Below are 14,101 nucleotides of genomic sequence, written 5' to 3'. Positions count from 1 at the left end.
CAGTTGGGTCTTGCCGTGCTATCGGGCAGTCTGGACGCACATTCGCTCCTGATGCCCGACCAGCCTTACCCATTGCAGGAGTGGGACGGCACGCTTCCGACGCTGCGGCTGGCTGCACAGACACATAAACCAGCGTGGCTGGCCGCGATGATGGATAACATGACGCTTTACGCCGCCTGCCGCGATGGCGTGGTGCAAACCTTGCCCGTATCGACGAGTGCTGCGGTGGCAAACAATCCCCCGGCTTCACCTTGTGGCATTGCTGCTGGCGAGGACAGCCTTGTGCTGGCATGGGATCGGGGGAGGCTGGGAGACGAAGCGCCTAGCTGGAGCGATTTCTGGGACATAGCCCGTCATCCCGGCAAGCGCGCCTTGCGCCTTGACCCGCGTGGCACGCTTGAAATTGCCCTCATGGCTGATGGCGTTGCGCCCGGCGATATCTATACTGCCCTCGCCTCCCCTGCCGGGGTGGATCGCGCATTCCGCAAGCTCGATCAGCTGCGACCTTATCTGGTCTGGTGGCGCACGCCAGAGGAAGCATCACGTATCATGAGCAGTGGGGCTGCCCTTATGCTTTCCACCCCCCATGATCGGCTGGCAGACCTTGGGGATAAAGCGAGTTTTGCGGTGCAATGGCGGCAATCCCTGCGCCAGAAAGTTTCCTGGGCAATACCGCGCAACGTTTCTCCCGAGCAGGCTGAGGCCGTTCTGAAAATGTTGCGCGATCAGACGCCACTGCATGACGATACGCAGGATGCCCCCCAGGACGGGCGAGATATCCATATGCTCGCTGTAAACGATGGTTTCTGGGCGATAAACTATTACGCCTTGCAGAAGCGTTTTCAGGCATGGCTGACGGCAACGCCATGATGATCTCTTTGCTGGCACTTATTGGCGGTTGGGCGCTTTGCCTGGCTCTGATTGCTCTTGTTGCTCCCCGCGTTGCCCACCTCAGACGACAGCCAGCTCAGGAAACCTATTACACACACGCGGCCTGGGCATCCTTGATCGGGGCATTCTGGTTGAGCAGCGCCCCGCCGCCCTGGCCTTTTCACAGTGCGATGCTCATGAGCGGCGCTCTCTCAGCGCCTTTCTGCACCTTGCCGATCTACAGGAGGCTTGTGGGTAGAGTTGAAGCGCTGAGCCGCGCAGCATCCGGCCTGGGGGCGGGCTCCCGCGCACGCATACGCCTGCTGTGGTTTCCCCTTTTGAGAGGTCCGATCCTGCTCTCCTGCCTGATTTCTCTTGTTGCCCTCACCTTCTGTTTCATGCTTGCAAAGCCTGTCCATGTCTGACTCCGAACATCCTTTCTGGCAGGTGATCCCCTTGTCAGAGATGACCAAGGCGCAGTGGGAATCTTTATGCGATGGCTGCGGCAAATGCTGCCTGCACAAGCTGCGTGATGAAGAGACCGACGCGATCCATTTCACAAATGTCGCGTGCCGTCTGCTCGATCTGGAAACCTGTCAGTGCTCGCAATATCCCACGCGGTTTCGCAAGGTGCCTGACTGTGTCTCGCTCACACCGGAAATTCTGGCCGATATCGACTGGCTGCCTCCAAGCTGCGCCTATGTGCTGATCCGCGACGGGCAGGACCTCCCGGCCTGGCATCATTTGCGCACGGGCTCGGCTAACTCTGTGCACGAAGCGGGAATCTCGGGAAAGGGCCGCATGATCAGCGAGCGCGAAGCCGGGATGCTGGAAGACCATATCGTTGAGTGGCCGGCGGAAATTCCCCCCGGCGTGGCGAAAAAACGGCGCAAGCGACCTTCAACCAAACGACGCTGGTGACAGACCCCGCCTACCCGGTGACGTGGCGACACTCTGCGCGTGCCAAGCGCATTTCGCTTCGCATCGACAGCGCCAACCGTCAGGTCGTGGTGACCTGCCCCCGCCATTTATCGCTGCACCATGCGCGACGCTTTCTGCTCACTCACGACAGCTGGGTGCGCGAACGACTCAATGCCCTGCCAGCTGTGACGGCCCTTGTTCCGGGAAGCACCATCCTGCTTGATGATCACCCGGTCACCCTGATTCATGCGCCGGAGCAGAGACAGAGCGCCGTTATGGAAAAGGGTAGCCTACGGATCAACGGTCCTGTTGAGCGCTTCGAGCAACGGGTTCTGGTTTTCCTCAGGCATCGGGCCGGGTTGATGCTCCCCGCCGAACTCGCCCATGAGGCAGAGCGAATGTCGTGCCAGATCTCGCGTTTCGCTTGCAGCAATGCTCGCACCCGCTGGGGGAGCTGCACACGAACCGGACGGGTCATGCTGAACTGGCGCCTCATCATGATGCCTGAACCTGTTCGCCGTTACGTGATGGTGCACGAACTCGCCCATCTGACGCATTTCGACCATAGTCCGGCCTTCTGGGCTTTGGTGGAGCGGTTTCATGAACACCGCAAGCCGGCACAAGCCTGGCTCAGGCAGCATGGTACAGCGCTGATGGCGCTGGGATAATGGCTATGCAGCCCGCAAGGGATTTTCACCCCCTCGCCCACGTGCTAGAGCCTGAGCCGTGCTGTGCGAACTTGGCGGAATGGTAGACGCACGAGACTTAAAATCTCGAGTCCGTAAGGGCGTATGGGTTCGAGTCCCATAGTTCGCACCACTATCTCATTGAAATTGATGGGTTTTTTGTCTCTCATCGCGTCAAACCGGGGTTTTCCCGGAATTCTTCCCAGAATGGGAAATTTTGATGCTGCGTCTGATCGGGTCCCGCTACCATTTTCGCAGGGCCGTGCCGAAGGATATTCAGCCTCTCCTGAGGCGGTCCGAGATCTCCCTTTCGCTTGATACTTCGGCTAAACTCGAGGCTCGCAGACGGGCGGCACAGCTATATGACCGGACCGGACAGTTCTTCGACAAGGTGCGCGCCATGAGTGACTCGAAAGCCCGACCGCCCACACCGGATGAGATCATCACTTTTTATGAAAGCTTCGTTCGCGATACCGAGTCTGCCCATGCCATCGAAATGCGCCTGCTCGAACTCAAGCATGAAAGGGAAATGACAGAGGTTCAGGTACGCTTCCTCGAGTTCAACAACCTTGTAACGCGTTTTCTCTCCATCATCGGCCCCTATCTTGCCAAGGATACCGAGCGGCTCGAAACGATGCGGAAAATCGTGAAGAAGGATCTGCCTGAAGCGCGTGCGGAGGCCGCCAATCTGGCCGCTCAGGTCGATCTCTTGAAAAGCATCGTCGTCGACATTGGAACCGCTACGAAGAGCGAACCTATCGCCCCAGTGCCGCTGACTGCTGAACCAGACCCACGCAAACCATCCACGCCAAGGAAAAAGCTTGCAAGCTCCGGCTCCCGCTCAAAGCTTCTGACGGTCAGCATGGCTGCGGAGCGTTTTATTTACCCGGATACCAATCGCTCAGAGGATACGAAACGCGGCACGCGCAAAGCGCTTACTATGTTCATCGATGCCTTCGGCGACATGGAGGTTGAACGGATTACCGGAGAGACCGCTGGCGAGTTCCGTGATCTCCTCTTCCGTCTTCCCTCCACCCACGGCAAGGAGCGCAACGGTCGTTCGATCCGTGACGAGGTCGCGCGCGCTGAAACCGAGAAGCTCGAGACCATCAGCGCCAAGACGGTCAAGAACCACTTCTCTCGTCTCTCCGCTCTTTGGGCGCTCCTGTTGCAGCGTGATCTGGTGTCACGCAATGTCTGGGCAGGCTGGGACTACCATGTTACGAAGAAGGTCGAACGACGCTGCTTCAGCGATGCTGAGCTGGCGCAGCTCAGTACGACACCATGGTCGAGCCGCATTCCCTCTGCACGCACGGCAGCCGCAATCATCAATATTGCGGCCTATACAGGTATGAGACTCGGTGAGATCTGCAACCTGCGCTGCGCCGACATCAAGAATATCGAAGGTGTCGCCTGCTTTCAGATCCGCCCGCACGACGAGAATGGATGGTCCCCGAAGACACAGGCAGGCACACGCATCGTACCAATCCACCCTGAGCTGATTGCAAAGGGTATTCTGTCTTTCATGAAGCCCGATCAGGTCTGGCTGTTCCCGGATCTTGTCGTTACGAAAACCGGCGACCGCTCGGCAAGCTTCTCTCAGGCCTTTGCGCGCCTGCGAAGCAGAGCCGGACTCCCCAGGGAAGTCTGTTTCCATAGCTTCCGCCACACAGTCTCGACCAAGCTGCGCAATACCGGGCATGAACTACGGGAGATCTGGATTGACCGTCTCCTGGGGCATGAGGCGACGCATCGCAGCCAGGGGACCATGAACTACACATCCGCGATTGACGTCCCTAACCTCAAGCGTGTTGTCGACGCGATCGGTTACGAGACGCTTGATTTAGCAATTTCCGAAAGTTGAGCGGAGACTCATCTTTAGACATCAGTTCGTCCGCTTACGCCCCAATGCAGACATCGAAGTGGTGATGGTGGTTGCCCGAAAGCCGACATTGTTATGTGAACCGCGATAGACCGCGTTTGGGACATTTCTACCTTTTTCCAGCGGCAGGGCGAACGGAAGCTCAAGTCAGGAGCTAATATTCGGCGGTTGTCCGGCTAGCATGGCAAAGAGAGAGGAACCCCAAAAATCAATTACATGTATTTCCGAATGTAAATCGTATATCTGCCATTCGAAAATCATTTTAGGTCACCCTTTTGGTCAGTAAAACATCGCATCAGAAGCCTTCGAGTTTACTATAGATTGCCACTTGGTCATGATTTCTAACATAGCCGTCACGGCATTATATTGACAGGCTGAAGCTCAGCTGCATCTGCTTACCAATTCTCAAAACGCCGACACAGCCCGCTTGGCGATGTCTGCTCACCAACCTATGGTTCGGGCGACAAGCTTGGGCGCATTTTTGCCTAACAGAATCGGATGAATATTTTGCCGCAATCATCAGAACTGGCCGGGGGTGAAGGCTTCACCTACGAAGGTGATGCTGCCGCATTCTATATGGCATCTCTCTTGGCCGAAGTCGGCGCGCCAGGGATCGAAGATCGTGTCGTGCATCAAGTCGCAGTCCAGCAACGTGATTTTGGCGAGCCGCTAGACGACGTTATTGTCGACTTTCGAAGCGAGACAGGTGAGATCGCTCGCCTCAGCCTTCAGGTGAAGCGGTCTCTTACGATCAGCGCGGCCACCTCGAACGCAGACTTTCGAGATATCATCCGAGACGCGTCCGCCACTCTCGCGAAGCCAAGCTTTCGCAAGAAGGAAGATCGATATGGCGTCGTTGCTGGGATGGTGACGCCAGCTAAGGCGCGGGCACTGACGACGCTGTGCGAACTGGCGCGCGAAAGTGTCGATGCCGCCCACTTCGCTGCCCGATTCGCCACTGGCGGCAATGCCGGGCCGTCAGTCAAAACGGTACGAAACGACATTGTCACGCTTCTCACGGAGATGATGGAGAGGCCCCCCAGCGACATTGAAGTTCATCAGTTCTTGGCTCATTTTGTTCTGGTCCAGTTCGATTTCCTGCACGAAGGTGCCGTCGATCCGCCAGCTGCGATCGCCAATATCCGAAACGCATTGGCGGCACCGGACATCGGCAAGGCGCCGCTAGTCTGGTCAAAGATCGTCCAGCTTGCGCGTAACTCAGCTGGAAAGTCGGGCGTGTTTGACCGCGCTCGCCTGGTCCGCGCAATTTCGGCGGTCGCCCGTCTCAGCGGGGCTCCCAGATTCCGGAACGACATCGAGCATCTCAGCGATCTGGCCGCCAGCCTCGCACGAAACATTCCCGACGATGTCAGCGGCACACGCCTCCTGCGAAACGGGCTTGTCGCGAAGGTCGATGCGATGCTCCAGAATTTCCGCGTCGTGCAAATTAGAGGGCTGCCGGGCAGCGGAAAGTCGGTACTGCTAAAGCGGTGCGTCGAGCGAGCGCTGTCGGCGGGACCGGCGCTCTTCCTTCGAGGAGATCAGCTCGAAGGGCGAAGCTGGCGAGCTTTTGCAACGACCCTCGGACTATCAGGCGGCAATCTGCGTGACTTGCTCGTGGAGATTGCGGCCACTGGTACGGGCGTCCTGTTCGTCGATGCGATCGATCGCGTTGAAAAGGAACATCAACCGATCATCCTAGAGTTGCTCAGGACGATCATAGAGTTCCCTGTGCTCGATAACTGGCAAATCGTGCTTTCGCTACGCGATACCGGCATTGAACCAATCCGCAATTGGATGGGTGAATTCACGGACTCCGCTGGCGTCGGAACAGTCGATGTCGGCACGTTGAGCGACGAAGAGGCAGAACTGCTAGCCACCGATAAGCCGCATATTCGCTCGCTATTGTTTGGCCCTTCCCGGGTTCGCGAGATCGTGCGCCGTCCATTTTTCGCTAAGATTCTTGATCAAGGTTTCGCGGCCGATGCGACGGGCAGTTTATTCATCCCACAGTCCGAAGTCGATCTGATCGAAAACTGGTGGGAGCGGGGCGGATATGATGCCGCCGGACGAAGCGCGATCGAGCGGCAACGAGCGATAGTGGAACTGGCAACGGTTCGGGCGCGTAATCTCAGCCAACCTATCAAGTTGAACCAGATTAATGCGGCTTGCATCGTTCAGGTTTCCCAATTGATTGAGGACGGCATTCTTCAACAGGCCCGAAAGGGACACTCGGTTCGCTTCGCTCATGATATCTTCTTCGAATGGGGCTACTTTCACGCTCTCGCTGATCGGAGCGAAGATTGGCTAGACGAAGTTCGGTCATGTGGAGAACCACCTGCGGTGGCCCGGGTCGTCGAGCTTTTCTCTCAATCCGAATACACCCATTCTCAAGAATGGGCCGGGCACCTCAGTCGGGCAGCGGCGTCCGGAATGCGTTCGCAATGGACCCGGTCTTGGTTGCTCGGGCCGGTCGGTGCTGCGGACTTCGCCCAGAAGGAGGACCAGTTCGCCGCTGCAGCCGCGGCGGACGACTTTCACTTCCTCAAGAAGGCGCTGGTCTGGTTCCAAGCTGAGAAGACCACGCCGAACCGGAACATTCTGGCTGGTAATCTCTCTAAGGAGCAGCAGCTGCGAATTGCCGATCTTCTGGGATGGCCATCGGATTTCGCCGCCTGGGAACGATTCATCTCCTTCCTGCTACGGCGCATCGAGGATGTCCCCACGAGGCTCTATCCGGACATCCTATCGGTTTTCGAGGTTTGGCAGAACGCACTGAAAGACGTCCAAAATCCGCTTTCCAGATCCATTCTCGTCCAGTGCGCGAAATGGCTCGAAGAGCTGGACATCGAGAACAAGAGCAAAGGCCGCACTAATCGATCCGCAATTTGGGGGACCCTCCCTCAATCAGGAGATTTCCGGAAATCACTCGTTACTCTGATCCTCCGATCCGCAATGTCGGAGCCGAGTTTCACCGAGGATTATCTGAAGAGGAAAATCGCTTCGGAAAGCTTGAGGGAGGAGCGTTTCGTCGAGATAATACCTTTCTCTCCGACGCTGGCACGAACCCATCCGGTGTTGCTGGTCGAACTCACCCTGAAGCACCTTCGCAAAGAGCTTCCGGATGAGCGTGTCGCAAGGGAGGAAGAGGAAGCTCACCAGTCATCGGAACGGCGAAGGCGAGCCCTCGCCAAGCCAGAAGATGAGAGAACCCGTGAGGATCAACTGGCAGTCCAGGGCACATTCTCGTGGATAGGACATCATCAGTTCGACTATCGCGATTGGGAAAGGCTTTCCCTCGATTGTAACTCTCGCAATTTCTGGCCCGCGTCCCCACTCCGAGAGCCCTTTCATTCGCTCTTCCAATCCGCACCGGATGAAGCCCTTCGGTTGCTGAGAGAGCTGTGCAATTTCGCGATGACGGCCTGGCGCCAGCTTCATCATCATGTGCGCGACAGTCACGGGACACCGCTTCCTCTCGAACTCACGTTTACTTGGGGAGCCCAGACTTTTTGGGGTGGCGACCGTGAATATTGTTGGTTCCGTAACGCTTGGGTGCCAAAGCCAATTGGTTGCGCGTTCATGGCATTGGAGGGATGGTGCTTTTCCGAGCTAGACAGAGGCACGCCAGCTGATGCGCTCATCGAGCGGATCGTGCGAGGCAATGAATGCATCGCCATTCTCGGTGTCGCCGCGATGATCGCCCTGCATGACGATACAATTTCAGATACCGTCCTCCCGCTCGTGACGTCGCAGCGCTTACTCGTCGCCGATCGCAATCGGCTGACGCAGGATTTGACGCCCGGCTCTGTGAGTTTCTTCGGTTTTGATGACCGTTCCGATCAAGTTCACATCGAGGCTATCCAAGCGGCCGAAGCCAGATCCGTTCGGAAAAAACACCTGGAGTGGCATCTCCAGCGCTTTTTCATGGTCGGCGGAGAAGCCGTAGCCAGTAAGGTGCAGGTGGCTGTGCGCGGCTTCAAAAGCCAACTTCCTTTCGAATACGAAGAACATCGCAATGTTGAAGCGGTGATCGACGATCTGACCGCCCAGGCGATGAAATTTGAGGAGCTAGTTCAGGCCGACAACTATCGTGCTTACCAAACGGAGGAACCCGGCCAAGTCGCAATTGTTTACGTCAGTCCCTCGGCCTCCGATCCGGAGCAAGTTGCGAAGACGGAGCGTGCCAAGCTTGACCTGCAGGAAGTGAATCTTTGGGCTTGGGGTGCAAAGGCGTTCGAGACGGATGCCCTCGGAGCAGGCTTCACGGTTCGATCTGCTCTTGAACTGGCTCGAACGCTAGATGCTCCCGATCTCTTCGAGAAAGCTGAACAAGAAGACGACGGCACACGTCGCGGGGCTGTCGCGGCAGCGGCGGCGATCGTGCTTCGCTACCGCGACGAAGCGCGCGCAGAAGATCTCGTTTGGGCCCGCCAGATACTCCGCCGCGCGATTGCGGCTCCCGAGCATGGCGATGCGATGTGGCCAGCAGGCGCGATCATTCCTTGGCATCACGGAGCATTCACTGCTCGAGGATTGGCCGCTGATTTGGCTGCCGGGACGGCAGAGGCTGACACACCGGAAAATCTGCTCGGATTGGTTGCTCATCCTCTTGAAGTGGTTTCGTTAGCTTCCCTAGAAGAGGCCTCGAGATTATGGAATTGCGATCCAAGGATGAGCTGGGCCGCCCTATATCTTGCTTTTACGCTTTGTCACGTTGCACCGATGCCACGGGATCGTTCGCGTGGTCCAAGCGAACCCATCCATTCGTCGGCGGAGATATCTGAGGCGGTGAACGCCGCTGTGAAATTCTACCGCGACGATTCTGTATGGCCAGAGCTTCCATTGCCGCCGCCAGCATGGATCAAGATGAGCGAGGCCGAAGCGAAAGGCCAAGTCTACCGGCGCTTTGGAGAGGATGAGACGCGGCCCAAAGACGGGTCAGGCGAAGTTTGGGCCGAACCTAGGACATTCTGGCACGATCCTTATGCCGACAAGATCCTTTCCCGCATTCCACTGGACGATGTCTGTCGCAGCCAAGCGCGCGGGAGCCTTCTAGACTTTGCGTCAAGCTTGCTGGGATGGACGAACCAAAAGAACCAACCTCCCTGGGTCAAGTCTGGGCGCCGTGACCAAACTGCATCGTCCCTGTTCGAATGGACCCACGGATTGGGAAAGGTTCTTGGACGGATGTCGGGACTGATGTCGCTCGATGAGGTGCGAGACCGGTTCTTAGCGCCGATTTCCGCGCTGGAGGGCAAGGCCTGTTGGTCGGTTCTGGCGCCCTTCGTCGATTCGTATATTTGCTCGTACGTTTTGGACGCTCCTATCATTCCCGATGGTGCTTTCGACATTCTCGGTGCGTGTCTAGAACGTTTTCTTGCCGCTCCCGAACTTGATCCGGACTCATATCGTAGCGGAGAGTTTTCCGGCTTCGATCAGCCTCGGCTGGCGCAACATTTGATGTTTATCTCGGTCGAGCGATCTACCCTAGCCGCCCGCTACGTCAACGGCGACTGGACCGAGATCGACCGGATCGAGCCGATCGTCGATCGTTACGTGCGCGTGGCAGGTTGGGCGGCGTCCGTAATGGGGTCGTTTCTCACCCTTTGCGAGAGGGCAAAGGAGAATTATCGCGCGGATGCGTTCGCCGACCAAGTGCTAGCCACCTTGCTTGAGACGACGGTACAACTGAAAGGTTGGCACGGCACCTTGCTGCCGGCCCGTATCGCGGGTCTTGTCCAGCATTTCGCCGACAGGGACTCGCCTCTTCCTCTACCTCTCGCTCAGAAGTTCTTAAGGATACTCGATCTGCTGGTGGACATGGGTGATCGCCGTAGCGCCGCGTTGCAATATAGCGAAGCATTTCGCGAGATTCGCGTGGCGAAGTGAGTTGGGTGGCCTATTTCAGGCCGCTGCGCGAGTGCAGATTAACGAATGACAGCACTCGAATTGACGAATCCACTACTCAGAGACCCAAAAAATGAAGACGCCTTGTCGAACGTCGCCTCGGGCGCCGAATTGGCAGTTTGGGGTCAGGAAGCGGACATTGATGGCGATGGGTGGGAATGGCCGGCTCTGGTCGACAGCTGTCATGAACGTGAACATTGCGAAAGGCTGCTTTCGGTCATCCTTTTCCTATAACCGACATTCCGCTCTCCCCCTATAGCCGACCTCTCGCACCGAACCCCGCGCCCTCCACCACGTTTTCCGTCCCGGAACCGGTCATTATCGTGTCGGTGTCAATCGGACCGGCCAGGCGGCCCGGGCGGCCGTCCCGGAACCTCCGTTTCTGGAACGCTTTCCCCCGCAGGAAACCGCGCGCCAGATTGTGGTTTTCGAGACAGCCATGATCTGCGCAATTTCCTGCAGAGATTTTCCTGATGCATGCAGTTCAACCACATGCCTGCGTTGCCTCTCGGTCAGCCGCGCAGGCCGTCCCAGCCGCGAGCCACTCCGTCGTGCTGCCTCCAGCCCGGCCCGCGTTCGCTCGCGGATGATCTCGCGCTCGAACTCGGCAAACCCGGCAAGGATGGTCAGAAAGAGCTGCCCGTTTGCCGTGCCGGTCTCGATCCCGACATCGAGAAGCCTCACGCGCACCTGACGTTTCACAAGACTGCTCACCAGCCCCATGACATCGAGCATGGTCCGCCCCAGCCGATCGAGACGTGCGGCAACAAGACTGTCGCCCGGCTGCAGCTTCGCCAGCAGCTCCGACAGACCCGGTCGTGACGCCGCCGGAACCCCACCCGAGACTGTATCGAACACGATCTCCCGCACCCCTTCCCGTTCGAGTGCCAGAAGCTGCGGATCATGCGTCTGCTCATCGGTCGAGATACGTGCATAGCCATACCGTGTCATGAAAACCCCCTCGCTCATTTCGGAACACGGTTTGGAGACAGGACACCCGGCCCGATGCCGTGCCGTCCCGAAACCGACGGATTGTGAACCGGTCATCACAACCGGCCAGGACACGATCGAGCCGCCGAAAAGTCAGTCAGGGCAAGGGTTTTGCAAGGTCGGGCTTCCGCTCACCCATAACCCCATCATTGCCCTGTCATGTCTCCTCAGGTGGCTCTGACTGACACCTGTCCCGGCCCTGTGTTGGCCTGCGTCACATCACTTCGGGGGAAACCATGAAACGCGTCATCGCCTGCCTCTTGCTGTCTGCGGCATCAGCGCCGCTCGCTCAGGCCCAGGATATGGAGGCTTTCCGCCGCAACATGGTCAATGCAGCCAATGCGCTTGGCCAAGGACACGTCACGGAACCCCCGACCGCTCCTGCGACACAGGATAATGGCGGCGTCGCACTGACGCAGAAGCTCACCTATTCCAGAATAAGCAATGCGCTTGGTCAGGCTTCCATACTCGGATTGTCGCTTGGCATGTCCGCCCCCGAAGCCACTACCGTTCTGCACCAATACTGTCAGACAGAACCGAGCCTGCGGACCGAAACTTTGCGGACATCGCATAAGGGCGTCGATATCGAGAGCCAGCCCTATCCGGCATCGCTGGGCTGCCAGCGCGAGAACGACAGGATTGATGTCACCCTCGCCCCACCGGTCATGGGCGGCGTGGTGACCCGCATCGAGCGCACTGTCTCCTACCCGCCCCTCAATGCGCCGGGATACGATGCCCTCAAGGCCGAACTCACCGCGCACTACACGGCGCATCTGCCCCCTCTGTCGGCTGGGAGTGCTGCGACCGCGCTCTACGCTCTCAAAAGCGGCAACGTCATTGAGAAAACTGATGGCACCGGGATTGATCCTTCGCCCTCGTCAGATCCGCGCGCTGCCACCACACAGGCCTGGCTGCGCATCGCTGTCAGCGTCGTCCCGCAAAACCCTTCCGCCGTGCGCAGCCTGAGCATCACGACCGAGGATATTGGTGCCGAACAGGCCATCACAGCCGAGATCATCCGGCAACTCAATGCAGCCATTGACGCCAAACTCGCGCATGCCACCGCGAAGCCCGCCCTGTGAGGACAGACCGATGAACCATCCCTCCTTCTTGCCCAACGCTGGCAATACCCATGACGCCAGCTCTTCAGCCCATGCACCCACTGATGCACAGCCGGGCGTTGCCAGTCGTGGCACCATCATCCGCATTCCCGACGCCCAGCCGGGCCTCCTCGTGTCTGACGGGAAACAACACGCGTTCATGCTCTCCGGAATCTGGCAGGGACCAGCAGCCCCGGCCCTGAACCAGAAAGTCAGCTTCACCCTGACACCGGAAGGACGCATCGCGTCCATCCATGTACTGGGACGCGATGTGCTGGCCAATGAAACGCTGAGCGCATTCGGTCAGACCCTGCGCAGCAATGGCGGCTCACTGGGAGCTGTGTTGTTGCCCTACCTGCGCCTGCAGAGGGACCGCATGACCCTGCCTGGCTTGGTCATGTCAGGTGCCTTGCTGCTTGGATTCTACGTTCTGCCGGGTTGGACGCTCGATGCGGGTAACACCATGCTGGGCATGAGGCTCGATTACACGCTGAACCAGCTGCTCGGCGTGCAGACGGGAAGTGCAGGCATCACTGTGCAGTTCGGCTTCTGGCGCCTGCTCGGCTGTGCCATCACGCTCCTGCCCTGGGTGACACCCTGGCTGGGTTTTGCCCGGGCGCGTCTGCTCAATACCCTGCCGATACTCCTGCTGCTGGCCCTGCCTCTGGTCGTACATGCGCGGCTGCATCATCTCGCAGCCGAGGCAGCCCAGAGCACCGGTCAGCTGCTTGGCGGTTTTGGCGGTAGTGCCGCCATGCAACATGATTTGCAGGCTATGGTGCAGAAACAGGCCACCGCTCTGGTTGATGCCACCTCATGGAACAGCGGCTACTGGATTGCGCTTGCCGCCGCCTGCGGGCTGGCGGGTTTCACGCTGATGCAAAGGCCCCGTCACTGAAGCAACGCCCCCCGGCGTCAGGCTCAGGCTGCGGCGCTGGAGGATGGCCCGACCCGCTGCGGACCAGCCTCGTCCTGCAGCGCTCGATGCACGGTCGCGCGCCCGACATTCATGACGGACGCGATGTCCCGGATGGACAGTCCCTGTGCCGCCAATGCCCTCACGTGCCGGGTCTGCGCCGGTGTCAGCGCACGGGGCCGTCCGATGCGACGCCCCGCCGCCCGTGCTGCCGCAATCCCCGCCCGGGTACGTTCTCGAATGAGTTCACGTTCAAACTCCGCTATCGCCATCAGGATAGTAAGGAACAGGCGGCCATTGGCCGTGCCCGTCTCGATGCCCAGCGCAAGAATACGCGCTCGGATGTCGCGTGCGTCCAAGGCGGAGACGAGCTGCAGCATATCGATTGCATCGCGCCCGAGCCTGTCGAGACGCACCACGACAAGACTGTCGTGAGGCTGGAGCCGGTCCAGCAGCAAGGCGAGGACGGGACGCTCTCTGGCAGGCACGGCACCCGACACGGTCTCGACGAAAATCATGTCCAGCTTCTCGGCCTCGAGGGCGGGAAGCTGGGCGTCGACACTCTGCATATCGGTCGACACACGGGCATATCCATAGCGCGCCATGACTGCGTTCTCCTTCTTGAGACGACAGATAGCGGCGTTCCTAGGTCATAGTCAACGTATTTGGACTCCAAGCCATATATGGACTCCCTACAATCTCTTTTGGACTCTTTGTGTCTACTTTCGGCACACTAAGCCACGCAAAAACCCCGGCTTTTTTGCAGAAAACCGTCCGAGCGTCTTTCGAAAGCGACGCATATGAGGCAGTATAGGCATCAATATCC

Annotated in this window: 10 protein-coding genes and 1 tRNA gene; 9 read left to right on the top strand and 2 right to left on the bottom strand. The window is 58.5% G+C overall.

Going from position 1 to position 14,101, the window contains the following annotated elements; all coding sequences use genetic code 11:
* Positions 1-3 precede the first annotated feature (3 nt).
* The 7 genes from F3J08_RS04555 to F3J08_RS04525 all read left to right on the top strand — a co-directional run bounded on the left by F3J08_RS04555 (position 4) and on the right by F3J08_RS04525 (position 10,251).
* On the top strand, positions 4-870 hold the full coding sequence (locus F3J08_RS04555; protein WP_240149130.1) for an extracellular solute-binding protein: 867 nt from the start codon (positions 4-6) through the stop codon (positions 868-870).
* Positions 849-1,295: a hypothetical protein gene (locus tag F3J08_RS04550; RefSeq protein ID WP_166928593.1), complete on the top strand. Its 447-nt coding sequence runs from the start codon at positions 849-851 to the stop codon at positions 1,293-1,295. The genes F3J08_RS04555 and F3J08_RS04550 overlap by 22 nt, the downstream gene beginning before the upstream one ends.
* Entirely contained in the window at positions 1,288-1,791 is a 504-nt protein-coding gene (locus tag F3J08_RS04545) for a YcgN family cysteine cluster protein (protein WP_166928592.1), read from the top strand. Before F3J08_RS04550 ends, F3J08_RS04545 begins: the two co-directional genes overlap by 8 nt.
* Positions 1,788-2,459 carry a SprT family zinc-dependent metalloprotease gene (locus F3J08_RS04540; RefSeq protein ID WP_166928591.1) on the top strand — a complete coding sequence of 224 codons (672 nt, stop codon included), beginning with the start codon at positions 1,788-1,790 and terminating at the stop codon, positions 2,457-2,459. The genes F3J08_RS04545 and F3J08_RS04540 overlap by 4 nt, the downstream gene beginning before the upstream one ends.
* A 65-nt stretch (positions 2,460-2,524) precedes the next feature.
* Positions 2,525-2,610 (top strand) — tRNA-Leu (locus F3J08_RS04535).
* Between the two features lie 87 nt (positions 2,611-2,697).
* Positions 2,698-4,341, top strand: coding sequence for a DUF6538 domain-containing protein (locus tag F3J08_RS04530; protein ID WP_166928590.1), 1,644 nt, complete (start codon positions 2,698-2,700; stop codon positions 4,339-4,341).
* A gap of 516 nt (positions 4,342-4,857) precedes the next feature.
* A complete protein-coding gene (locus tag F3J08_RS04525) occupies positions 4,858-10,251 on the top strand; it encodes a hypothetical protein (protein ID WP_205206706.1) in 5,394 nt (1,797 codons plus the stop codon).
* A 336-nt stretch (positions 10,252-10,587) separates the two neighbouring features.
* On the opposite strand, the gene F3J08_RS04520 is transcribed toward F3J08_RS04525, so the two are convergent.
* On the bottom strand, positions 10,588-11,238 hold the full coding sequence (locus F3J08_RS04520; RefSeq protein WP_240149129.1) for a recombinase family protein: 651 nt from the start codon (positions 11,236-11,238) through the stop codon (positions 10,588-10,590).
* A 257-nt stretch (positions 11,239-11,495) separates the two neighbouring features.
* Between F3J08_RS04520 and F3J08_RS04515 the strand changes: the two genes are divergently transcribed.
* Together F3J08_RS04515 and F3J08_RS04510 are read left to right on the top strand one after the other, a co-directional pair.
* Complete coding sequence (locus F3J08_RS04515) at positions 11,496-12,341, top strand: hypothetical protein (RefSeq protein WP_166928588.1); 846 nt, start codon at positions 11,496-11,498, stop codon at positions 12,339-12,341.
* A gap of 10 nt (positions 12,342-12,351) precedes the next feature.
* A complete protein-coding gene (locus F3J08_RS04510) occupies positions 12,352-13,257 on the top strand; it encodes a hypothetical protein (protein WP_166928587.1) in 906 nt (301 codons plus the stop codon).
* Between the two features lie 23 nt (positions 13,258-13,280).
* Here the strand turns inward: F3J08_RS04510 and F3J08_RS04505 are convergent, their stop codons facing one another.
* A complete protein-coding gene (locus F3J08_RS04505; protein WP_166928586.1) occupies positions 13,281-13,880 on the bottom strand; it encodes a recombinase family protein in 600 nt (199 codons plus the stop codon).
* Between the last annotated feature and the right edge of the window lie 221 nt (positions 13,881-14,101).

The organism is Asaia sp. As-1742 (genome assembly GCF_011753235.1).
In the GTDB taxonomy this organism is placed as follows: domain Bacteria; phylum Pseudomonadota; class Alphaproteobacteria; order Acetobacterales; family Acetobacteraceae; genus Asaia; species Asaia bogorensis_B.
Note: the sequence above shows the minus strand (reverse complement) of the source record. Positions and strands in the feature narration are given on the sequence as shown.